The organism is Belnapia sp. (assembly GCF_059504005.1).
Genome location: NZ_JCACHU010000166.1, coordinates 88,797 through 111,718, shown reverse-complemented (window position 1 = coordinate 111,718; position 22,922 = coordinate 88,797). Strand labels below are relative to the sequence as shown.

Here is a 22,922-nt window from a genome sequence, read left to right as displayed (position 1 = left end):
GCCTCACGGCAACATCCAGCCCGGCCGTCCCCAAGTCAGCCCGGCCGCGCCCCGGCCTTTTCCTCGCCGCCCAGCAGGCGTGCCAGGGCGGAGCGCGACGGCGCCTGCATCAGCGCCTCCACCGCGGCGGAGCGTGCCACATGGCCCGACGCCACGAAGCGCTCGTGATTGGCCTCGATCTGGTCGCGGTCGTAAAGGTAATTGACCATCACCCCGAAGCTTTCGCGCATGCCGCGGGCCGAGGTGTTGCCGAGCCAGTTCACCCGCTCGAGCCTCGCGCCGTTGCCGAGATGGAAGCGGGCCACCGGGTCGATGCTCGCCTTCCCTGCCGCAGGCCGGGTGAGATAGGTCGCCGCCAGGCGGAGCAGCGGCCCGCGCAGCGCCTCCCGCTTCGCCTCGTCCCGCCACCACTCGCCCTCGGTCAGCGCCCGGAAGGCCGAGGCCGCGTCCGCCTTTCCCGCCGTCGCGGTCAGCAGCGCCTCCTCCTCGGCGCGGAACGGCGCCTCCTCCATCCGCTCCAGCCAGCGCCGCAGCCCCGGCACCGGCGAGAGGGTGGCGAAGCTGGCGAGCTGGGGCAGTTCCGCCTTCAGCTCCTCCACCACCTGCTTGATGAGGAAATTGCCGAAGGAGATTCCCCGCAGCCCCTCCTGGCAATTGGAGATGGAATAGAAGATCGCCGTGTCGGCCCGTGCCGGATCGCCCGACGGGTCATCCCGCGCCAGCAGCGGCTGCACCGCGGCAGCCAGGCCCTGCACCAGCGCCACCTCGACGAAGATCAGCGGCTCGCCCGGCAGGGACGGGTGGAAGAAGGCGAAGCAGCGCCGGTCGGCATCGAGCCGGCGGCGGAGGTCATCCCAGCCCTGGATCTCGTGCACCGCCTCGTAGCGGATCAGCTTCTCCAGCACCGCCGCCGGGGTCTGCCAGTCGATCCGCCGCAGCTCCAGGAAGCCGCGGTTGAACCACGAGGCGAAGAGATGCCGCAGATCGGCATCCAGCACGCGAAGCACCGGCTCGTTCCGGGCAGGCCCGGCCAGTTCCTCGCGCAGCCCGACCAGGGCGGCGGTGCCGCCGGGGGCCATGTTCATCCGCCGCAGCAGCTCCTGCCGCGGCGGCTCGGCCGCCTCGGCGAGACGGGCGGCGGCCTCCACCGAAGGGTCCGCCAGCCAGGCCTCGGCCGCCTGGCGCAGGCGGTCCGGGTCGGGCCCGAAACCCTCGGCCAGAAAGCGGAAGAAGACGACCCGGTCCTCCCCCGCCAGCTGCGCCAGGCTGTCGCGCAGCTCCCGCGCGACGGCGGCCCCCGAGGCCTCGCCGCGCTCCGAGAGCAGGGATTCGGCCAGCCGCCGCGCCCGGTCGATGGGCGGCAGGCGGCCCGAGGGGACATCGGCATAGTCCCGCCCGCGGTCGGCGATGCTGGACCATACCCGCTCCAGCCAGGTGCGGCTGTCGGCGAGGCCCGAGGCACTGGATGGCATGCGCTCCTCCCCTTGCCCCCCCTGGCGGCGGAGGGCTCAAGCCGTATGTCCCTGCCGCGACACTGAACCGGGCCGGCATCCGCAGCAACGCCGGCCCGGGCGATCGGCTGCGCCGGAGGAGGAGACGTCCTTGGAACAATCCCGCATCCCGCTCGAGGCCCGCTGGCTGGCGCTGATGCGCGAGGTCCTGCCCGGCATGGCGGCGGCTGAAGGCTGGCCCATCCGCCTCGACCATTGCTTCATGCGGGTCTGCCTTGACGCCGCGCTCGGCCGCCCCTGGCACGAGGCGGTACGCCGCCCGGCCATCCGCCACCTCACCGCGGAGCAGTTCGGGAAGGCCGTCGCCATCGCCGAGCGCATCCGGGCCGAGCCCGCGCTGCTGCCGGCGCTGAACGCGCAATCGCTCCGCTGGCGGGGCAAGGCGCGCTGACCGACCGGCCTTGCGGAAGCCCCACCCCGGCGCCATGGTCCGCGCACAGACCCGGAGGATCCCATGCTCGACCGGCCCATGCCGACCCCTGCCGCCCCCAGCCTAGACCCCTTCGCCCTGGCGAAGGCGCTCTCCGGCTACCACTTCATCGGCGGCGGCTATGTTCCCGGCCGCAACGGCAAGTCCTTTGCCGTGGTCAACCCGGCGACCGGCGAGGAGGTGGCCCGCGCCGCCGAGGGCGATGCGGCCGATGTCGACGCCGCCGTGCAGAACGCCGCCAAGGCGCAGAAGGACTGGGCCAGGATGCCGGCGCGGAAGCGCGGCGCCCTCGTCCACCAATGCGCCGCCCTGCTGAAGGAGCACCAGGAGGAGCTCGCCCGCCTCATCGCGCTCGAGACCGGCAAGGCGCTCCGCACCGAGAGCCGCGTCGAGGCCGGCGTCGTCGCCGATATCTTCGAGTTCTTCGGCGGCTTGGGGAGTGAGTTGAAGGGCGAGAGCGTGCCCTTCGCCCCGAACGTCCTCAGCGTCACGGTGCGCGAACCGCTCGGCGTCGTTGGCGCGATCATCCCCTGGAACGTGCCGATGCTGCTGATGGCGCTGAAGGTGGCGCCCGCCCTCGTCGCCGGCAATGCGGTGGTGGTCAAGAGCGCCGAGGAGGCGCCGCTTGCCGTGCTGCGCATCTGCGAGCTGATGAACCGCGTGATGCCTGCCGGCGTCTTCAACATGCTCTCGGGCTATGGCCCGGAATGCGGCGCGCCGCTGGTCGAGCACCCGCTAGTTCGCAAGCTTACCTTCACCGGCAGCGTCGAGACCGGCAAGATCGTCGCCCGCGCCGCGGCCGAGAAGCTGATCCCGGTGACGCTCGAGCTCGGCGGCAAGTCGCCGATGATCGTCTTCGCCGATTGCGACTTCGACAAGACGGTGAGCGGCGCGCTGACCTCCATGCGCTTCACCCGCCAGGGCCAGAGCTGCACCGCGGCCAGCCGCATCTATGTCGAGCGCCCGATCTTCGACCGCTTCGTCGCGGCGATGAAGGACGCGGTGAACAACATGGCCATGGGCGACCCGCTCGACGAAAAGACCGACATCGGCACCATCGTGTCGCAAGGCCAGCTCGAGAAGGTCCGCGGCTTCATCGAGGAGGGCACGCAGACGCCGGGCGCGACCGCCCATGTCTGCTCCGCCATGCCGAGCGACCCGGCGCTGAAGAAGGGCCTCTTCATCCAGCCCGTGATCTTCACCGGCCTCGGCCGCGACAGCCGCCTGGTGCGCGAGGAGATCTTCGGACCGGTCACGGTCATCGCACCCTTCGACGATGCCGAGGCGGTGCTGGAGGAGGCGAATGACAGCGAGTTCGGACTCGCGGCCTCGCTCTGGACCAACAACCTGAAGGTCGGGCTCGACCTGGCGCACCGGCTGGAGGCCGGCCTCGTGCAGATCAACCAGAACCTCGTCGTCCAGGCCAACCTGTCCTATGGCGGGGTGAAGAGCAGCGGCCTCGGCAAGGAGGCCTCGCTCGAGGCGATGCTCGAGCACTTCACCCACAAGAAGACGATCATGGTGAACATGGGCTGAGAACTCCCTACGGAGCCGCGCAGCGGCTTCGTGGGGTCCCCTATGCTCGCCTCATCCCTGAGGCCTTACACCGCCTTTCGCGGCAAAGCCGCGGAAGGGCATCAGGCGCGCCGATCCCGGCTCAGACGAACCACTGCCCCGTGGCGGCGTAGTTCGCCTCGACCTGGGCAGCGACGGCGTTCCAGTCCGTCACCTCGGCGCGGTCCGGGTCGCCCAAGCCGATGCCCGAGACGTACCACGTCCCGGTGCGCTCAAAATTCCGCGTTGCCTCGGCGGCGATGGCGTTCCAGTCAGCGCCTTCCCAGTTGCGGGCCTCGAATTCCTGGTTCACCGCGCCGCGGCCGATATCCGGGTTGTCGGTGAAGAAGCCGTCGACGCCGATCTCGATCAACGCCCGCGCCTCCTCGGTCGGCGTCTCGACCTTGCCCTCCGGCGTGAGCGAAAGGAAGCTCTCCTCCCGGCGCAGGGTGTAGGGCACCACCTCCAGCCCCGCCGCATGCGCCTCCTCGACCAGCGAGGTGGTCTCGCCGGTGAGCTTGCGGGTGATCTCGGCGCGGCCGTCGCCATTGCCGTCCACCGGCGTTTCCAGCTCGACCACCGGGCGGATGTAGTCCTTGTAGGGCCCAATCGCCTCAGCATAGACCCGCGCCATGGCCTGCAGCGCCTCGGCGCTCACCAGGTCCTCGTTGACCGCGCTCTCCATCGACAGGTCGAGGCCGAGCTCGTCGTAGACCGAGGGGTCGGCGCCGAGCGACGCCTTGCCCGGGTCGAAATTGAAGGCGAGGTCGTAGGAGCCCCCGAGCAGCTGCACCAGCGGCAGGTCGACATCCGCCTCCGACATGATCTCCTGCTGCAGCTTGATCAGGTTGCCGAGCTCGAAGGACTGGATGGTGACGCGGTCGGGGTCGGTGAACTCCGCCCGCACCAGCGCGTCGATCAGCAGCCGGCTGGTGTCCTGCTGGATCGCCGTGCCGTCCAGGTAGGTGCCCTCCTGCAGGAAGAAGGTCGGGTGCTTCGTCTCCGGGATGATGCCGATCTCGCGCCCCGTCCGCGCCTCCTCCTGGCGCACCAGCTCGATGATCTCGTCGAGAGTCGGGATGCGGTAGAGGTCGTCGTACTCGGCATTGTCCGGCCGGATCTCGGGGATGCGCTCCCGCGCGTAGAGCGTCTTGATCTCGGCCAGGGTGAAGTCCTCGGCAAACCAGCCGGTGATCTCCTGGCCGTCGATCTCCTTGGTCGTCTCCCGGTCGGCGAATTCCGGGCGCTCGGAGACGTCCGTGGTGCCGCTCAGGTCGTTCTCGTGCCGGGCGATGAGCACGCCGTTCCTGGTGACGACGAGGTCGGGCTCCACCACGTCGGCGCCGAGCTCGATGGCGAGCCTGTAGGATTCCAGCGTGTGCTCCGGCCGGTAGCCGCTCGCCCCGCGATGGCCGATGACCTCCGGCGCATTGCCGTCCAGCGTATTGAAGTCGTTCATCGATTCCCCTTCCCTGGCCCGCCTCGATGCGGCCTTGGCGGCGGAGGCTAGGGGCGGCGGGCAACGCCGGCATGACGGCTCGGTGACAGGCACGTTATATTGTATGCACTCTGCATCAGCCCGCCTTCGGCACCAGCCGCCGCGCCACCCAGCCGAGGCTGCCGCCCTGCACCAGCACGGTGAAGACCGCCACAGCGTAGGTGGCCGCCAGCAGCGCCGGCTTCTCGTCGACCTCGGGCAGGGACAGCGCCAGGGCGATCGAGATGCCGCCGCGCAGCCCGCCCCAGGTCAGCAGCGCGACGGTCCCGGGCGAGAATGACACCAGCCGGTGCAGCCCGAGCACCGTCGTCCCCACCGCGATGAAGCGCCCGCCCAGCGCCAGCGGCACCGCGAGCGCTGCGATGCCGAGGAACGCGGATTCGAAGCGCATCACCAGCACCTCGAGGCCGATCAGCAGGAACAACGTGGCATTCAGCCCGTAATCCACCACCTCCCAGAAGCCGAAGACATAGCGCCGCGTCCGCTCGCTCATGCCGAGCCGGGCGCCGCGGTTGCCGAGCAGCAGGCCCGCCGCCACGACCGCGATCGGCCCGCTCGTCTCCAGCGACTGCGCCAGGGCGTAGGTCCCGGTCGCCAATGCCAGCGACAGCATCACCTCCAGCGCATGCTCGTCGACCCGCCGCGTCATGTGGTAGGCGACGAAGCCGGTCAGCGTCCCGAGCGCCGCCCCGCCCACCGCCTCGCGCAGGAAGAGGAGGGCGATGTCGTCCGGACCGGCATGCTCGCCCAGCGCCACCGCCACCAGCAGCGAGAAGATGACGACCCCCACGCCGTCATTGAACAGCGACTCGCCGGACATGTCGGTCTCCGGCGCCCGCGGCACGTTCACCGCCTTCAGCGTCCCGAGCACCGCCACCGGATCGGTCGGGCTGATCAGCGCGCCGAAGACCAGGGCCCAGGCCAGCGGCAGCGGATGGCCGACGAGCCCCGAGGCCAGCCACAGCCCGCCCCCGATCACCCCCGTCGAGATCACCGTGCCGAGGCTCGCCGCCACCGCCACCGGCAGCGCCCGCCCCCGCAGCGCCCCGATGTCGAGATGCAGCGCCCCGGCGAAGAGCAGGAAGGCGAGCAGCCCGTCCATCACCGTCTTCTCGAAGTCGATAGCCTGCAGCGCCTGCGTCAGTGCCCGGTGCAGAGGCTCCTGCGGAAAGGCGAGGTCGAGGCCCACCATCAGCAGCGAGGCTACCAGCCCCATTCCCAGCAACCCGATCGAGCTCGGCAGCTTCAGGAAGCGGTAGTTGAGCCAGCCGAACCCGGCCGATAGGGTCAGCAGCAAGGCAGCCAGGTCCAGCAGCGAGAGCAAGGGGCGATACCTCCGGCGATGGCCGGCTAGCGCGGCGCCGGCGCAACCGTTCCTCGGGCCCTACGTTGCCACCCGCATCCTTCCCTCCGGCGAGGCACCCCGCGCATGACCATCCTGGGCTACAAGCTGATGGCGGAGGAGCACGCCCCGCGCGCCCTCGTCCGGAACCTCGTTGCCGCCGAGGCAGCAGGCTTCGAATTCTCCGCCATCTCCGACCACTTCTCGCCCTGGGTGGAGGAGCAGGGCCACGCCTCCTTCGCCTGGTCCGTCCTCGGCGCCATGGCGCAGGCGACCAGCCGCATTGGGCTGATGACGGCCGTCACCTGCCCGATCATGCGCTACCATCCGGCGATCATCGCCCAGGCGGCCGCGACGCTCGCCATCCTGAGCGAGGACCGCTTCACCCTCGGCCTCGGCGCCGGCGAGCGGCTGAACGAGCATGTCGTCGGCGAGGGCTGGCCCGGGGTCGGCGAGCGCCATGCGCGGATGGGCGAGGCGCTGGAGATCATCCAGGGGCTGCTGACCGGAGAGCTGAGCAACTACCGCGGCCGCTACCTCCAGCTCGACCATGCAAGGCTGTTCGACCGGCCGCAGCGCAAGCCGCCGGTGATCTTCGCCTCCGGCGGGCCCGAGGCCTCGCGCCTGGCCGCCCACAAGGCTGACGGGCTGATCGCCACCGAGCCGAAGCCGGAGCTGGTCGAAGCCTATCGCAAGGCCGGCGGCACCGGCCCCTGCTATGCCGAGATCTCGGTCTGCTTCGCCCCGAGCAAGGAGGAGGGGCTCAAGACCGCCCGTCACTACGCCCGCTGGTCGGTGACCGGCTGGAAGGTCATGGCGGAGCTGCCAAGCACCGAGGCCTTCGCCGCCGCGACGGAGCATGTGGCGCCCGAGATGATGGCCGCCCAGGTGCCGGCCGGGCCGGAGCCGGCGGCCTTCCTCGAGCGGATCGAGACCTTCCGCAAGGCCGGCTTCGACCACCTGATCCTGAACCAGATCGGCCCGGACCAGGAGGGCTTCATCGCCTTCTTCCGCCGCGCCCTGGCCCCTGCCCTGCGCTAGCCCAGCAGCGCCTGCGCGCAGGCATCGAGGATGCTGTCGGCGTCGAGGCCGTATTCGCGGTAAAGGTCGGGGATGTCCCCCGCCTGCCCGAAGCGGTCGACGCCGAGCGGCACCACGCGCTGGCCGCGCACCGCGCCGAGCCAGGCATGCGCCGCCGGGTGACCGTCGAGCACCGTGACCAGCGCCGCATCCGGCGCCAGCGGCGCCAGCAGCTGCTCCACCCAGCTCGGCGCGCCGAAGCCGCCGCGGGCCTTCCGCCGCGCCGCCAGCCACTCGGCATGCAACCGGTCCGGGCTGGTGATGGCGAGCAGGCCCGCCCCCGGCTCCTCCGTCCGAAGCTCCTCGAAGGCGGCCGTGGCCTCCGGCGCCACCGGCCCCTGATAGGCGATGGCGATCCGCGCCCCCGGCGCCGGCGCCACCACCCAATGCCCGCCCGCGACCACCGCCGCCGGGTCGAGCTTCCGAGGCGGCTGCTCCAGCCCCCGCGTCGAGAGCCTGAGCCAGACCGCGCTGCCGTCCGGCTTCTGCATGTGCTCGAAGCCCCAGCGCATCAGGATGCTGAGCTCATCGGCATGCGTCGGCTCGTAGCTCGCCAGCCGGTCCTGGGCGATGCCGATCAGCGGCGTGTTGACCGATTGGTGCTGCCCGCCCTCCGGGGCAAGGGTCAGGCCCGAGGGCGTCGAGACCAACATGAAGCGCGCATCCTGGTAGCAGGCATAGATCAGCGCATCGAGGCCGCGGTTGACGAAGGGGTCGTAGACCGTCCCCACCGGCAGCAGCCGCGCCCCGTAGAGCGAGTGCGAAAGGCCGAGCGCCCCGAGCAGCAGGAACAGGTTCTGCTCGGCGATGCCGAGCTCGATATGCTGCCCCTCCGGCGACATGCCCCAGCGCTGCGCGGAGGCCAGCTTCGCATCCCGGAACACGTCGTTCTTGAGGTGCCGGTCGAAGACGCCGCGCCGGTTCACCCAGGCGCCAAGATTGGTCGAGACGGTGACATCCGGGCTGGTCGTGACGATCCGCCCGGCGATCGGCGCCGCCGCCCCCTGCCCCCGCCCGAGCTCGGCCAGCACCTCGCCGAAGGCCGCCTGGGTCGAGAGCTTCCGCCCAGCCGGCACCCGCGGCATCGGGAAGGCCTCCGGCACCGGGACGGTCGGGGCAGCCAGCCGCCGCCCCTCCTCCGCCAGCTTCCGCGCGAAGGGCGCACCCTCGACGAAGGCGCGCAGCTCCGCCTCCGACACATCGAGCCCGGCGAAGGGCTCCCATTCCTGGCCGTCCTCGATGCCCATCTCGCGCTTGAAGCCGGCCATCTGCTCGCGCGTCATCAGCCCGGCATGGTTGTCCTTGTGCCCGGCGAAGGGCAGGCCCATGCCCTTGATGGTGTAGGCGATGAAGCAGGTCGGCTGGTCGCCCGCGGCATCCTGCGCCCGGAAGGCCTCCAGCAGCGCCGCCACGTCATGCCCACCGAGATTGGTCATCAGCGCGCCCAGCTCCTCGTCGGAGAGCGGGTCGATGATGGCGCGGATGCCATCCTCCCGGCCGAGATCGGTCAGCAGCGCCGCCCGCCAGGCCGCGCCCCCCTGGAAGGTGAGGGCCGAGTAGAGGCTGTTCGGGCAGTCGTCGATCCAGCGGCGCAGCGCCTCGCCGCCCTCGCGGGCGAAGGCCGCCTCCAGCTTGCGGCCGTATTTCAGGGTGACGACATTCCAGCCCATGTCGCGGAACAGGCCCTCGATCCGGCCGAACAGCCGGTCCTGCACCACGGAGTCGAGGCTCTGGCGGTTGTAGTCGATGATCCACCAGACATGGCGGACATCGTGCTTCCAGCCCTCGAGCAGGGCCTCGTAGATGTTGCCCTCGTCGAGCTCGGCATCGCCGACGATGGCGATGTGCCGCCCCGCCGGCACGCCGGGCCGCGCCAGGCCGTGCAGGTGCACGTAGTCCTGCACCAGGCTGCCGAAGCTGGTCAGCGCCACGCCGAGGCCGACCGAGCCGGTCGAGAAGTCGACCTCCGCGCCGTCCTTCACCCGCGACGGGTAGGGCTGGATGCCGCCAAACTGCCGCAGCGTCTCGAGCTTCGCCCGCTCCTGTCGCCCGAACAGGTAGTTGACGGCATGGAAGACCGGCCCGGCATGCGGCTTCACCGCCAGCCGGTCCTCGGGCTTCAGGATCTCGAAGTAGAGCGCGGTCATGATCGAGATGACGGAGGCGCAGGAGGCCTGGTGCCCGCCCACCTTCAGCCCGTCCCGGTTCGGCCGGACGTGATTGGCATGGTGGATCATCCAGGCGGAAAGCCAGAGGAGCTTACGCTCCATGGCATGCATCAGCCGCAGCCGCCCGCCTTCCGACTCGCGGTCGGCCCGCACCAGGTTGGATGCGCCATTCGCCAGGACGTTCACCGGGCCCCTCCCGCATTCTTGGACAGGCCGCATCTGGCCCTGCATCCCCGGCCTCGGCAAGGGCGGCGCCGCTTGCGGTGGAGCCGATGCCCCGGTAATCCGCTAGGCCGAGCCCCGCGAGAGTCCCGGCTGGCGCCATGCCGATCAACAAGTCCCTGTTCGGCCGCCTCTCGCTGCTGCTGATGGCGGTGGGCTTCGCCGCGCTGCTGGCGAGCGGCGCCGGGCTGGTCTGGCTGGTCGAGGAAACCCGGAGCTTCGCCAGCGGCGTCGTCTCGACGCAGGATATCCGGGTCTCCGCCAGCCAGGTGCTTTCCCTGGTCCAGGACGCGGAAACCAGCCAGCGCGGCTTCCTGCTGACCGGCGAGGCGCGCTACCTCGACCCCTTTCGCCGCGCCGTCGCCGAGCTGCCGCAGGAGCTGCCCGCCCTGGTCAGCCAGATCATCGCCGATGGCGGCAACGCGGCCGCCGCCCGCCTCCTGCAGCAACAGGTGGAGGCGAAGCTCGCCGAGCTGACGGAGACCATCGCGCTGGCGGAGGCAGGCCAGGCGGAGCAGGCCCTCGACCTGGTCCGGACCGACCGCGGCAAGGCGGCGATGGACGCCATCCGCAGCACGGTGGCCGGCATCGAGGCCCGCAGCCTGGCCCGCGGCAGGGCCCGCAGCGAGGGGCTGATCGCCAACGGCCGCCTGCTGCTGCTCGGGGCGGCCGGCGCCTTCGTGATGATGCTGGCGGTCACCATCGGTGCCGCCTTCCTCGCCCGCCGCTACACCCAGGCATTGGAAGCCGCCCAGGCCGAGATTTCCGCCGCCAATGCCTCGCTCGAGTCCCGGGTCGAGGAACGCACCGCCGCCCTCGCGGAAGCCAATGACGAAGTGCAACGGTTCGCCTATATCGTCTCGCATGACCTGCGGGCGCCCCTGGTGAACGTGATGGGCTTCACCACCGAGTTGGAGTCGGCCATCGTGCCGCTCGGCGCGCTGATCGCGGCTGCCGAGCGCGAGGCGCCCGGCCTCGTTACCCCCGAGGCCCGCGGCGCCGTCCTGGAGGACATCCCGGAGGCGGTCGGCTTCATCCGCTCCTCCACCCAGCGGATGGACCGGCTGATCAACGCCATCCTCCGCCTCTCGCGCGAGGGCCGCCGGGTGCTGAACCCGGAGCCGATCGACCTGCAGGCGCTCCTCGTCAGCCTTGTCGCCACGCAGCAGCACCAGCTCGACGAGGCCGGCGCCAGCCTCAGCCTCGCCCCCGGCCTGCCGCGCATCCGCAGCGACCGGCTCGCGGTCGAGCAGATCTTCGGCAACCTGATCGACAATGCGGTGAAGTACCTGGACCCCGCCCGCCCCGGCCGCATCGTGATCCGCAGCCGCACCACCCGCAGCCATGTGCTGGTCGAGGTCGAGGACAACGGCCGGGGGATCGACCCGCGCGACCATGGCCGCATCTTCGAGCTGTTCCGCCGCTCCGGCCGGCAGGACCGTCCGGGCGAGGGGATCGGCCTGGCCCATGTGCGGGCGCTGGCCCGCCGGCTCGGCGGCGACGTCGAATGCCGCTCGGCCCCCGGCCTCGGCTCCACCTTCCGCGTCACCCTGGCGCTCGCAGCACCCGCCAGTTCCCCGCCGCCCCGCGCAGAGGACAGCACCGCATGAACGCCGCCGCCCAGGCCGTCACCATCGTCATGGTCGAGGATGACGAGGGCCATGCCCGGCTGATCGAGAAGAACCTGAAGCGCGCCGGCGTCTTCAACGAGGTCCGCCACTTCCTCGACGGCACGACGGCGCTCGACTTCCTGGTGGGCTCCGGCCGGCCGGAGAACCGGCCGCTGCTGGTGCTGCTCGACCTCAACCTGCCGGACATGTCGGGCTTCGACATCCTGGCCCGGCTCAAGGCGGACCCGCAGCTCAAGCCCGTCCCCGTCATCGTGCTGACCACGACGGATGACGAGCGGGAAATCAGGCGCTGCTACGAATTGGGCTGCAGCGTCTATATCACCAAGCCTGTCAATTATGAGACATTCGCACAGGCCGTGCGGCAGCTTGGCCTGTTCCTGGCCGTGATCCAGGTGCCGCCCACCCCGTAACCCCCTCACCCGTTCGCACGATGACCCCGCCTCGCCGCATCCTCTATATCGACGACGAACCCGGCCTTCGCCGCCTGGTGCAGCGCGACCTGGAGCGCCAGGGCTATGCCGTGGTGACCGCGCCGGACGGTCCGGCCGGCGTCGCGCTTGCGGCCGAGGGCGGGTTCGACGCCATCTGCCTCGATCACTACATGCCGGAGCAGGACGGGCTCGACACCCTCGCCCAACTGCGCGAGCTGCCGGGCCAGCCCCCCATCATCTACGTCACCGGCTCGGACGAGGGGCGCATCGCCATCGCCGCGCTGCGCGCCGGGGCGGCTGACTATGTGATCAAGGAGGCGGGCGGCGACTTCCTGCTGCTGCTGCGCTCGGCGATCGAGAGCGCCATCGAGCGCGAGGCGCTGCGCCGTGCGCATGACGCCGCCGAGGCCGCGGTGCGCGAGGCCCGCGACCGCGCGGAGGAGCTGGCCAATCAGCGCGCCACGCTGCTGCGTGAGGTGAATCACCGCGTCTCCAACAGCCTCCAGCTCATCGCCTCGCTCACCCGGCTGCAGGAAGGCGCGGTGCAGGACCCTGCGGCGCGCGAGGCGCTGGCCGCCATGCGCAACCGCATCGCCGCCGTCGCCCAGGTGCATCGCCGCCTCTACACCTCGGACGACGTGCGCAGCGTCGCGCTGCACGACTACCTGGCCGGGCTGGTGGCGGAGATCGCCCGCTCGGTCGGCGGCCGGCCCATCGGTTTCGAGGCGGAGCCGATCGAGGTGCCGACCGACCGCGCCGTCTCGCTCGGCGTCATCCTCACCGAGCTCGTCACCAACGCGCTGAAATACGCCTATCCCGCCGGCGAGGAGGGCCCGATCACCGTGCGCCTGGAGCGGCAGGAGGACCATGGGCTGCTCGCGGTGCAGGACCAGGGCGTCGGCACCGCGGCCAAGCCCTCCGCGAGCGGCACCGGCCTCGGCCGTCGCATCGTCGAGAGCCTATCGCAGGGCGTCGGAGGGATGGTGACGCAGACCGCTGGGCCCGGCGGCACCGCGGTCTCCATCCGCTTCTCGCTGGCCTAGAGCGAGTCCCGTCCGGCTTGGCTTACGGAGCCTGCCCCAGCTTGTTATCTGGCCGGCAGATGCCTCCGGTCGGACGATCCCGTCTGTTCGGCGCTTGCCCTAGAACGACACCGAGAGCGACAGCGCGCCGAAGACGAAGTCCTTTTTCTGCCCGACGAATTCCTTGCTGCGGAAATCCTGCGTGTAGCTGATTCGGACATTCTGCCAGAAGATCGCCCCGCCAAGCTCGAGATCACCGACGAAGGGCCGATGGTCGACCGAGCGGCTGTCCCGGTAGGTATTGCCATCGAGGAAGATGTCCCGCGCCACTGCCCGGCCGCCAGCGCCGGCGAAGAGGTACCAGCCGAAGCCCTCGCCCACCGCGGCCGGCGTGTCGGCGATGGTCGGGCGGATGCGCGGCGCGCCGAAGTCTCGCTCGAGCCCCTGGCCGATGCGGATGCGCCCGCCGATGCCGGCATAGGTCTGCACCGTGCCGGCGGCCAAGGTCACGCTCGGCAGCGTGTCGACGCCGAGCCCGCCCGGCAGGCTGGCGACCGGCACGCGCCAGATGCGGTCGTAATTCAGGTTGAAGACCGGCTCGTCGCGCAGCTGGTAGCGCCAGCCGCGCGCCTCGCGGTCGCCGAGGATGGAATGCACCACATCCTGCGTCGGCCGGGCGAGCGAGCTTGGCCCAACCACGCCGACCTGCAGGCTGAAGCGGTCGAGCGTCGTCTGCGTCCGCCGGTCCAGCGAGATCTCGCCATAGAGGTAGCCGGCATAGGGCCGGTCGCGCGGATCGGGGTCGCGGGGGCGGATGTCGCGGGGGGTGTACATGTTCTGGCCGAAGCCGAGCCCCCAGCGGCTCCGCGCCGGGCCGAACAGCCCAGCCAGAGCCTCGTCCAGCGCCGCCAGCGGCCCGGGCAGGTTGTCCTCGGCCGAGGCCCAGTTGAAGCGGAAGCCGTTGGTGTACCAGCGGTCCGTGCTCCGGGCGTAGCTGTCGTTCTCGGTGACGATGCTGAGGGCCCCGCGCCGGTCCGGCGCCGGGAGGTCCTGCGCGGCGACGGTGCCGGCAAGCAACAGAAGGGCAGGCAGTGCTGCGGCAGCCGATCGCATCATTTGTCCCATCCCAGGAGAGGCGCTAGATGTACCCCCTCGGACCGCGCAAGCAAAGGATGGGTGGCCGAGTGGTCTATGGCAGCGGTCTTGAAAACCGCCAACCCGCAAGGGTTCGTGGGTTCGAATCCCACCCCATCCGCCAGCCTCAGCACTCGACGACGTTGACCGCGAGCCCGCCGAGCGAGGTCTCCTTGTACTTGTGCGACATGTCGAGCCCAGTCTGGCGCATCGTCGCCACGACCTGATCGAGGCTCACCAGGTGCCGCCCGTCGCCATGCAGGGCGAGTCGCGCGGCATTGATCGCCTTCACCGCGCCGATGGCGTTCCGCTCGATGCAGGGCACCTGCACCAACCCCGCCACCGGATCGCAGGTGAGGCCGAGATTGTGCTCGAGGCCGATCTCCGCCGCATTCTCGACCTGCGCATCCGTCCCCCCGAGCGCCGCGGCCAGCCCCGCCGCCGCCATGGCGCAGGCCGAGCCGACCTCGCCCTGGCAGCCTACCTCGGCCCCCGAGATGGAGGCATTGCGCTTGATGATGGCGCCGGTCGCGGCAGCGGCCAGGAAGAAAGTCTCGACCCCCGCCGGCTCCGCCCCGGGCACGAAGCGCTCGTAATACTGCAGCACGGCGGGGATGATGCCGGCGGCGCCGTTGGTCGGCGCCGTCACCACCCGGCCGCCCGCGGCATTCTCCTCGTTCACCGCAAGCGCCCAGAGGTTAACCCAGTCCATCGCGCCGAGCGGATCCGCCTCGTTCCGCGCCGCCCGTGCCTCGAGCCGCTGCAGCAGCGCCGGGGCGCGGCGGCGGACGCGGAGGCCGCCCGGCAGCTCCCCCTCGCCGCGGAGGCCCCGGGCGATGCAGGCGCGCATCGCCTCCCGGATGCGGGCGATGCCCGCCGAGAGCGCGGCCGGGCTGCGGAGGCTCAGCTCATTCGCCCGCATCAGCCCGGCGATGCCGAGACCCGTCTCCCCTGCCCGCCGCAGTAGCTCCGCCGCATCGGCGAAGGGATGCGGCACCTCCACCTCCACCACCTCCGCCGCGCCGTCGCCGAGCGGCAGCCCCGCCTCGTCCACCACGAAGCCGCCGCCGACGGAATAGTAGGTGCGGACGATCGCCGCCCGCCCCGGCGCCTCGGCCGTGATCCGCAGCGCGTTGGTGTGCAGCGGCAGGGTCTCGCGCGGGTGGAAGAGGATATCCGCCGCCGGGTCGAAGCCGATCCGCCGCCCGTCGGGCAGGGTGAGCCGCCGCGCCTGCCGCACCGACTCCGTCAGCATGGCGGCCTCGTCCGGGTCGATCTCCTCCGGCCGGGCGCCGGCGAGGCCGAGCAAAACCGCCCGGTCCGTCGCATGCCCGCGCCCGGTCAGGGCGAGCGAGCCGTAGAGCGCGACGCTGATCCGCTCGACCGGCCAGGCCGGGTCGAGCCGGGCGGCGAAATGCCCGGCGGCCAGCATCGGCCCCACGGTATGCGAGCTGGAGGGCCCGACGCCGATGCGGAAGAGATCGAAAAGGCCGATCCAGCCGGGGGAGGTCTGGCTCATGCGAAGGACGGGATGCCTCGACAATGTGAAAGGGATAAGATGCCGCCATGGGCTCCGCGACAAGGATTTTTCCTGTCCGTGGCGCAAGCCTTGCATCATTCCGCCTGCAGCGAGGTGACCCGCATGACCGTCCAGCTCCGCCCGTCCGTCTGTCCGCATGACTGCCCGAGCACCTGCGCGCTCGATGTGGAGGTGCTGGACGGGGTGCGGATCGGCGCGGTGCGCGGGGCGGACAACCCCTATACGGCCGGCGTCATCTGCAACAAGGTCGCGCGCTACGCCGAGCGCATCCACCATCCCGAGCGGCTGACCCACCCCCTGCTCCGCACCGGGCCGAAGGGCAGCGGACAGTTCCGCCACATCTCGTGGGAGGAGGCGCTGAACCGCATTGCCGGGCGCTTCACCGAGGTCGCCGCCACGCATGGCAGCGAGGCCTGCTGGGCCTACAGCTCCGCCGGCACTATGGGCCTCGTCAACCGCGACGGCATCTTCCGCCTGCGCCATGCCATGCGCTGGTCCGGCCGCAAGCCGACCATCTGCACGGCGATCGCCTCCGCGGGCTGGCTGGCCGGCTGCGGCCGCATCACCGGCACCGACCCGCGCGAGATGGCGCTCGCCGACCTGATCGTGGTCTGGGGCGGCAACCCCGTCGCCACCCAGGTCAACGTCATGGCGCATGTGAGCCGCGCGCGGAAGGAGCGCGGGGCGAAGCTCGTCGTCATCGACCCCTACCGCACCGGCACCGCTGCCGTCGCCGACCTTCACCTTCCGCTGCGGCCGGGGACGGATGCGGCGCTGGCCTGCGCGGTGATGCATTGCGCCTTCCGCGACGGCCTCGCCGACCGCGCCTACATAGATCGGTACACCGCCGATGCGGCGGCGCTCGAGGCGCATCTCGCCAGCCGCGGCGCGGCCTGGGCGGCGGCGATCACCGGCCTCTCTGTCGCGGAGATCGAGACCTTCGCCCGGCTCTACACCGGCACGCCGCGCTCCTACATCCGCGTCGGCTTCGGCTTCACCCGCGGCCGCGGCGGCGCGGCGGCCATGCATGCCGTCAGCTGCCTGCCCGCCGTCACCGGCGCCTGGCAGCACGAGGGCGGCGGCGCGCTCTGGAACAACCGCGGCATCTATGCCTGGGACAAGTCGCTGATCGACGGCCATGCGCTGCGGGACCCCGCCATCCGCGAGCTCGACATGAGCCGCATCGCCAGCATCCTCGCCAATGATCCGTCGGCGCTGCAGGGCGGCCCGCCGGTGCATGCGCTGCTGGTGCAGAGCGGCAATCCCGCCGCCGTCTGCCCGGACAGCAACCGCGTCCGCGCCGGGCTGCTGCGCGAGGACCTCTTCACCGTCGTCCACGAGCAGTTCCTCACCGAGACCGCGCGCTATGCCGACATCCTGCTGCCGGCGACGATGTTCCTGGAGCACGACGACATCTACCAGGCCGGCGGGCACAGCCATGTGCAGATCGGCCGCAAGCTGGTGGAGCCGCCAGGCGAGCCAATGTCGAACCACGACCTCGTCTGCGCCCTCGCGCAGCGCTTCGGCCTGGACCACCCAAGCTTCCGGATGAGCGCGCTGGAACTCGCGGATGCGACGCTGCGCGCCTCCGGCTATCCCGGCGCCGAGGCTCTGACGGAGCGGCGCTGGCTGGACGTGCAGCCCTCCTTCGAGCGAGCGCATTTCCTGGATGGCTTCGGCCATCCGGACGGGCGCTTCCGCTTCCGCGCCGACTGGCAGGCGCTCGGCGATTCTGAGGGACGGCTCCCGCCCCTGCCCGACCAGGCGCCGCTGCAGGATGCGGCGACGGCGGAGCACCCGTTCCGCCTCGTCGCCCCGACCGCGCGGCAATTCCTCAACTCCACCTTCACCGAGACGCCGACAGCCCGGCGCCGCGAGGTCCGCCCGGCGCTCCGCCTCGCCCCAGAGGATGCCGCGCGGCTCGGCATCGCGGAGGGGGTGCTGGTCCGCATTGGCAATGCGCGCGGCGAGCTGCTGCTGCATGCGCAGCTCGCCGAGGGGCAGCAGCCGGGGACGCTGGTGGCCGAGGGCGTCTGGCCCGCCGCCTCCTATGCCGGCAGGGCGGCCTGCGGGATCAACGCCCTCACCAGCGACGAGGCGGCGCTGCCGGCCGGCGGCGCGGTATTCCACGACACCGCCGTCTGGCTCCGCCCCGAGCCGGCCTACTGATCGGGGCCGAGCACGAAGCGCAGCGCCCGGTTCACCGCCACCGGGATCTCGGAGAAATGCGTCTCGCCCGAGATCGGCTCGAAGCGCGCGGCGATGCCGAGGTCGCGCAGCCGGTCCGCCATTTCCCGCGCGCGGGCCGGGATGCGGAGCCGCCCGATGCTCTCCCGCCGCATCGCCGCATCGCCCGCCGCCGCCTGGAAGGGCGCCAGCCGCTCCTCGAACTCCCCTGCGCCGAGCAGCACTCGCGCCTGCCCGCGCTCCGCCGCCGGCAGCGCGGCGAAGCGCTGCGCCGCCTGGCCGATCAGCTCCGCGTCGAACTGCAGCGAGGGGCTGATCGCCACCCAATGGGTGAAGGCGCGCGGCCGTGCCAGCAACGACCAGACCACGCAGAGCCCGCCCAGCGAATGGCCGAAGACCCCCTGCCGGGACCGGTCGAGCGGTACCTGCTGCGCGACGAAGGGCTGCAGCTCCTCCTCGATGAAGCGGAGGAAGCCTTCCGCCCCGCCGGTGCGCCCCTTCTCCGGCGGCGGCGTCAGGTCGAAGGCGCGGCGGCGGTCGTCATAGGCCGCCTCGGTTGGATAGCCGATGCCGACCAGCACGCCATCGCGGATGCCCGTCTCGCCGGGGAAGGCGGCCTGCACGCGCAGCGCATCCGCGGCAATCCCCATCACAGCATTGGCGTCGAGCAGGAACAGCGCCGGCCAGCCCGCGGCCGGCGCCGGTCCGTCCGGGCGGCGGAGGAAGATGCGCCAGGGCGGCCGCCCGCTGGATCGCGGAGCGAGGTCGAACTGCCTGACGCCCGGCAGGGTCGCCAGCGCCCCGTTCTGCGCATCCACCCTGCCGCCGAGCAGAACCGCGCCGGCGAGGCCGAGCGCCGCCCGCCGCGAGGGCGGCATCAGCCCGCTGCGCCCTTCGGCAGTTCGCGCTCCACCAGCCGGGCCAGCAGCGCGGCGCCGTAGGGAATGGCGGCATCGTTGAAATTGTAACGCTGGTTGTGGACGGTCGCGCTGTCGCCGTTGCCGACATGCAGGTAGGCGCCCGGCACCCGCTCCATCATGAAGCTGAAATCCTCGGAGCCCATGCCGGGCGCCTTGGTGCGGTCGACCTTCGCCTCCCCCACCAGCTCCACGGCGGCGGCGGCGAAGCGCTCGGTCTGCTCCGGCGCGTTGATGGTGGGTGCGAAGATCAGGCGGAAGTCGAGGCTCGCCGCAGCACCCAGCCCGGCGGCGACGCCCTCGGCCACGCGCTTCATCCCCATCTCGAGCAGCCCACGGGCCCGCTCGCTGAAGAAGCGTGCCGTGCCGGAGAGCTTCGCCGTCTGTGGGATGACGTTGTAGGCATCGCCGCCCGTGACCTTGGTGATGCTGAGCACGGCCGTCTCCATCGGCGGCATGTTGCGCGAGACGATGGATTGCAGCGCAGTTGCGATGTGGCAGGCCGCCAGTACCGGGTCGATCCCTGCTTCCGGCCGCGCCCCGTGCGAGCCCTTTCCTTCCACGACGATGTCGAAGAAGGCGCCGCCCGCCGCGGTCGGCCCGCTGCGGATGGCGTATTCGCCGACCGGCAGCCCCGGCCGGTTGTGCATGGCGAAGACCTGGTCGCAGGGAAAGCGCTCGAACAGCCCGTCCCGCAGCATGGCGAGCGCCCCGCCGCAGCCCTCCTCGCCCGGCTGGAAGATGAAGTTCACCGTGCCGTTGAAGGCCCGCGTCTCCGCCAGGTACTGCGCCGCGCCGAGCAGCATGGTGGTGTGGCCGTCATGGCCGCATGCATGCATCCGGCCGGGGGCGGTGCTGCGGTAGGGCAGGTCGTTGGCCTCCTCCATCGGCAGCGCGTCCATGTCGGCGCGCAGCCCGATCGCCGCCTCGCCATTGCCCGATCGCAGCACGCCGACGACGCCCGTGCCGCCGACGCCGCGATGCACCTCGATCCCCCATTCCTCCAGCTTCCGGGCCACCAGCTCCGCCGTGCGATGCTCCTCCATCCCGAGCTCCGGATGGGCGTGGATGTCCTGGCGGATGGCGGCGAGCTCGGCCTGGCGGCGGGCGATGGCGTTGAAGGCGGTCATGCGGGGTTCCTCACGGCAGCGTCCCGCCGAGGAGACCCCGCCGCGCCGCCCCCCGCAAGGGTGGGCACTCGGTTTTTCGCCGGATTAATCAGGCAGCAACCGCCTTGGCGGACACCATTCCCCAGGACCAGTCCGGCAGGATTCCGCACCCGATGACCCCCGCTCCGCTGAGCGACGACCCGAATGGCCGCCACCGCGACCCGGTGACCGGCGCGGTCACCGAGGAGGCCCTCCTGCATTTCCTCGAGGCGGTGCTCGGCATGGCCGAGCCGGTCGGGCCGCAGGTCGGCATGCTGTGCCTCGGCATCGATGGGCTGGACGGCATCACCGCCCGGCACGGCATCGCGGTGCGGGATGCGGCACTGCTCGGCATCGCCGACCGGATGCATGAGCGCATCCGCGTGCAGGACCTAGTCGGGCGGGTCGATGCCGGTTTCGGCATTTGCCTCGCCGACATCTTCCCCAGCCAGGCCGTGGCGGCGGGCGAGCGCCTGCTGCGCTCCATCCGCGCGACGCCGGTGCCGACGCCGGTCGGCGCCCTTGCCCTCACCTGCAGTATCGGCCTCGTGCTGAGCCGCGGCGGGGAGGAACTGGCCCCGGCCCTGCTGGACCGGGCGCGAGATCTGCGCGAGGCGGCGCGGCGGGCCGGCGGCGACGGCCTCGTCACCTCATTTGAGGCGGGCGCTGATTAGAGAAACCCTGATCGGATGGGGTCATCCGATCAGGTAATTTGCTTCATCAAACGACAAGCTAGAGTGGGTTCCGTGAGCCTTAGGCGAACGGAAACCATTCTAGGCTTCGGACACATTGCCTGAGCCAGAGGATTACGGCGAGGGTGATGGCACCGAAGATGGTGGTGGCGCATCGGTCGTAGTGGCTTGCGATGCGGCGCTAGTTCTTGAGGCGGCCGAAGGCTATCTCGATGCGGTAGCGGTAGAGCGCCTTGTCGTGCGGAATGGGCTGTTCCCGGTCCTTCTTGGGCGGGGTTGGACGACAAATGACACGGCGTTCTGCACCTGATGACAGGAGACCTGCTCCCGGTTCGCTGCGTGAGGCCTTACGAGCCTTCTACCCCGCTCGAGATCGTCCGCTCACAAGTTAACGCGACAATGCCCCCGCAGGAGCTTGACTGCGCCTCAAGTTGACGATGCCAACTGAACTGCGTCAGTCCGCAGCGCTAACCCGGCAGCCTGATTACCCCTCTCGTCGACGGCTGGTCATAGAGCCGAATCGACGAACTGGTGCCCGGTGCTGCACATCCCAAATTCAGACCGACCCTTAGTCAGCAAGGTAAAGGGCCTGGAATCCGCGCATACCGTTGTCCGCCCAGTGGTCCAGTCAGATGGTCAACACGCCGCCCGGTTCCAGCACCTCGACGATCACCGCCGGCGACTTCTCGTCGCGGCGACGCCAGAACTGCTCAAAGAAAGGACGGTGAAATGCGCATCCGCGGACTCCCGTGAGTCTTCCTCATGCCGTCGGATCTATGACTGGGCGGGCCGATCCGCTCTGTGAGCCAATATGTCAACTCCTGCGGAAGCGCCACCTGGCGACTCCCGATCACCCGAGCGCGCGGATCACCTCCTCGATCGTCGTGACCAAGGCGACGTTGCGCATGGCGTAATCGATCGAGGCCCGGTGCCAGTCGGCATTCATGGTCGAACAGCCATCCTGCGGGACGACCATGACATAGCCCTTGTCGGCGCCGGTGCGCGCCGTGTGCTCGATGCTCATGTTGGTCCAGGCGCCGGTCTCGATGATGAAGTCGCGCCCTTCGGCCTTAAGGATGCGCTCGAGCGACGTGCCCTCCCACGCGCTCATACGCGCCTTGCGCACCACATGGTCGCCGGGCTGCGCCTCCAGCCCCGGCACCGGCTCGGCACCCCAGCTGCCTTCGACCAGCGCATTGGCATCGATGCAGCCTTCGAAGAGCGGCGCGTTCAACGTCATGTCGCGCCCATCCGCCCGCCGGAGGAACCAGACATGGATTACCGGCACGCCGCGCGACCGGCAATGCGCCGCCAGCCGCGCAATATTGACGACAGCGTTCTGCTGGCGGCAATGCTCGGGGCTGCCGGAGGAAGCGAAGGCGCCGCCTTCCATCACCACGTCATTCTGCATGTCCTGGATGATCAGAGCGCAGCGCGAGGGGTCGAGCCGCAGCGCGTCGTCGTGCGTCGCCGGTCGATCGGCGGCCTGCGGTCTCGCCTTCATGAAGGGTTCGTTGCGCGGGCCTGTCCTGACCGGGATGGCGTAGACCGAGGTGGTCGCACAGACATAGAGAGTGCGCCAGTCCGCCCCACCCCAGTGCAGGTTGGCCACCGGTTCCGGCACCGAGACCTTGCCCAGCAGCCGCCCGCCGGGGGAATGGACCCAGAGGCCACCGGGCGCGGTGCACCAGACATTGCCCTCGGCGTCGCATTTCATGCCGTCCGGTACGCCTGGCAGCAACGCATCGCGCAGGCCGGAGGCGAAGATGCGGCCGTTGCGCAGCGACCCGTCGCCCGCCACGTCATAGACCCGAATATTCGCCTGATCGGTGTCGTTCACATAAAGCAGCGATTCGTCGGGCGAGAAGCACAGCCCGTTCGGCTGGCTGAAGGTGAAGCGGTCGACGAGAAGCTGCGGCTCCTCGCCTGGCTTCGCGCCGGGCCGGATCCGGAACACGCCCTGCCAGCCAAGCTGGCGCGGGCGTTCCACGCCATAGACCGGCATGCGGCCGTACCAGGGATCGGTGAAGTAGATCGACCCGTCGGAGCGGACGCAGAGATCGTTGGGGGAGTTCAGTTCCCGCCCCTGAAAATGGCTGGCCAGCACCTCGCGCGTGCCGTCATGCCGCAGGCGCACCACTGAGGAGGTGGCATGCTCGCAGGCGAGCAGATTGAGTTCGGCGTCGTAGGTCAGGCCGTTCGACTTGTTGGACGGGCGCGTGGCCTCGCGCGCACCAGCTCGGTCGAGGCGGCGCCGCACATCGGCAGGCATGTCGGAAAACAGCAGGTAGTGCTCCGTCGGGTGCCAGATCGGCCCCTCGGTGAAGGTGAAGCCGCTGCCCGCCTGGAGGACGGGGGCGTGCTCGTCGATCAGCCGGCGGAAGCTGGGGTCGTGGGCGACATGGGCCATCGGCG

17 protein-coding genes and 1 tRNA gene are annotated in these 22,922 nt (G+C 70.7%); 9 read left to right on the top strand and 9 right to left on the bottom strand.

What is annotated here, in order from left to right; all coding sequences use genetic code 11:
- Positions 1–35 precede the first annotated feature (35 nt).
- Positions 36–1,472, bottom strand: a complete 1,437-nt coding sequence (locus tag AC5JJ1_RS26080; protein ID WP_495788041.1) for a malonyl-CoA decarboxylase — start codon at positions 1,470–1,472, stop codon at positions 36–38.
- A gap of 130 nt (positions 1,473–1,602) precedes the next feature.
- Between AC5JJ1_RS26080 and AC5JJ1_RS26075 the strand changes: the two genes are divergently transcribed.
- Entirely contained in the window at positions 1,603–1,902 is a 300-nt protein-coding gene (locus AC5JJ1_RS26075; protein WP_495788040.1) for a hypothetical protein, read from the top strand.
- Positions 1,903–1,965: 63 nt separating this feature from the next.
- Positions 1,966–3,477, top strand: coding sequence for an aldehyde dehydrogenase family protein (locus tag AC5JJ1_RS26070; RefSeq protein WP_495788039.1), 1,512 nt, complete (start codon positions 1,966–1,968; stop codon positions 3,475–3,477).
- A 121-nt stretch (positions 3,478–3,598) separates the two neighbouring features.
- On the opposite strand, the gene AC5JJ1_RS26065 is transcribed toward AC5JJ1_RS26070, so the two are convergent.
- Positions 3,599–4,954 (bottom strand): glycerophosphodiester phosphodiesterase family protein, encoded by a 1,356-nt coding sequence (locus tag AC5JJ1_RS26065; RefSeq protein ID WP_495788038.1) that lies wholly within the window; start codon positions 4,952–4,954, stop codon positions 3,599–3,601.
- A 115-nt stretch (positions 4,955–5,069) separates the two neighbouring features.
- Complete coding sequence (locus AC5JJ1_RS26060) at positions 5,070–6,317, bottom strand: cation:proton antiporter (protein ID WP_495788037.1); 1,248 nt, start codon at positions 6,315–6,317, stop codon at positions 5,070–5,072.
- Positions 6,318–6,422: 105 nt separating this feature from the next.
- Between AC5JJ1_RS26060 and AC5JJ1_RS26055 the strand changes: the two genes are divergently transcribed.
- Positions 6,423–7,376 (top strand): TIGR03557 family F420-dependent LLM class oxidoreductase, encoded by a 954-nt coding sequence (locus AC5JJ1_RS26055; protein WP_495788036.1) that lies wholly within the window; start codon positions 6,423–6,425, stop codon positions 7,374–7,376.
- Here AC5JJ1_RS26055 and AC5JJ1_RS26050 read toward each other — a convergent pair.
- Positions 7,373–9,769, bottom strand: coding sequence for a 1-deoxy-D-xylulose-5-phosphate synthase N-terminal domain-containing protein (locus AC5JJ1_RS26050; protein ID WP_495788035.1), 2,397 nt, complete (start codon positions 9,767–9,769; stop codon positions 7,373–7,375). The two genes, AC5JJ1_RS26055 and AC5JJ1_RS26050, sit on opposite strands and share 4 nt — an antisense overlap.
- A 137-nt stretch (positions 9,770–9,906) precedes the next feature.
- Between AC5JJ1_RS26050 and AC5JJ1_RS26045 the strand changes: the two genes are divergently transcribed.
- The 3 genes from AC5JJ1_RS26045 to AC5JJ1_RS26035 are packed head-to-tail and all read left to right on the top strand — an operon-like array spanning position 9,907 to position 12,910.
- Complete coding sequence (locus tag AC5JJ1_RS26045; protein ID WP_495788034.1) at positions 9,907–11,415, top strand: sensor histidine kinase; 1,509 nt, start codon at positions 9,907–9,909, stop codon at positions 11,413–11,415.
- Complete coding sequence (locus tag AC5JJ1_RS26040) at positions 11,412–11,846, top strand: response regulator (RefSeq protein WP_495788033.1); 435 nt, start codon at positions 11,412–11,414, stop codon at positions 11,844–11,846. The genes AC5JJ1_RS26045 and AC5JJ1_RS26040 overlap by 4 nt, the downstream gene beginning before the upstream one ends.
- 20 nt (positions 11,847–11,866) lie before the next feature.
- On the top strand, positions 11,867–12,910 hold the full coding sequence (locus tag AC5JJ1_RS26035) for a sensor histidine kinase (protein ID WP_495788032.1): 1,044 nt from the start codon (positions 11,867–11,869) through the stop codon (positions 12,908–12,910).
- Between the two features lie 99 nt (positions 12,911–13,009).
- Here the strand turns inward: AC5JJ1_RS26035 and AC5JJ1_RS26030 are convergent, their stop codons facing one another.
- Positions 13,010–14,005, bottom strand: coding sequence for a lipid A deacylase LpxR family protein (locus tag AC5JJ1_RS26030; protein ID WP_495788031.1), 996 nt, complete (start codon positions 14,003–14,005; stop codon positions 13,010–13,012).
- Positions 14,006–14,059: 54 nt separating this feature from the next.
- Between AC5JJ1_RS26030 and AC5JJ1_RS26025 the strand changes: the two genes are divergently transcribed.
- Positions 14,060–14,147: transfer RNA gene (locus tag AC5JJ1_RS26025), tRNA-Ser, on the top strand.
- A gap of 3 nt (positions 14,148–14,150) precedes the next feature.
- Here AC5JJ1_RS26025 and AC5JJ1_RS26020 read toward each other — a convergent pair.
- Positions 14,151–15,542 (bottom strand): L-serine ammonia-lyase, encoded by a 1,392-nt coding sequence (locus AC5JJ1_RS26020; RefSeq protein WP_495788030.1) that lies wholly within the window; start codon positions 15,540–15,542, stop codon positions 14,151–14,153.
- A 78-nt stretch (positions 15,543–15,620) separates the two neighbouring features.
- Between AC5JJ1_RS26020 and AC5JJ1_RS26015 the strand changes: the two genes are divergently transcribed.
- Entirely contained in the window at positions 15,621–17,732 is a 2,112-nt protein-coding gene (locus AC5JJ1_RS26015; RefSeq protein ID WP_495788029.1) for a molybdopterin-containing oxidoreductase family protein, read from the top strand.
- Here the strand turns inward: AC5JJ1_RS26015 and AC5JJ1_RS26010 are convergent.
- Positions 17,726–18,628, bottom strand: coding sequence for an alpha/beta hydrolase (locus AC5JJ1_RS26010; protein WP_495788028.1), 903 nt, complete (start codon positions 18,626–18,628; stop codon positions 17,726–17,728). The two genes, AC5JJ1_RS26015 and AC5JJ1_RS26010, sit on opposite strands and share 7 nt — an antisense overlap.
- Complete coding sequence (locus tag AC5JJ1_RS26005; protein WP_495788027.1) at positions 18,628–19,797, bottom strand: M20 aminoacylase family protein; 1,170 nt, start codon at positions 19,795–19,797, stop codon at positions 18,628–18,630. Before AC5JJ1_RS26005 ends, AC5JJ1_RS26010 begins: the two co-directional genes overlap by 1 nt.
- Positions 19,798–19,949: 152 nt before the next feature.
- On the opposite strand from AC5JJ1_RS26005, the gene AC5JJ1_RS26000 reads away from it, so the two are divergent.
- Positions 19,950–20,489 (top strand): GGDEF domain-containing protein, encoded by a 540-nt coding sequence (locus AC5JJ1_RS26000; RefSeq protein WP_495788026.1) that lies wholly within the window; start codon positions 19,950–19,952, stop codon positions 20,487–20,489.
- 868 nt (positions 20,490–21,357) lie between these two features.
- Here AC5JJ1_RS26000 and AC5JJ1_RS25995 read toward each other — a convergent pair.
- Positions 21,358–22,917 carry an isochorismatase family protein gene (locus AC5JJ1_RS25995; RefSeq protein WP_495788025.1) on the bottom strand — a complete coding sequence of 520 codons (1,560 nt, stop codon included), beginning with the start codon at positions 22,915–22,917 and terminating at the stop codon, positions 21,358–21,360.
- Positions 22,918–22,922: the final 5 nt, after the last annotated feature.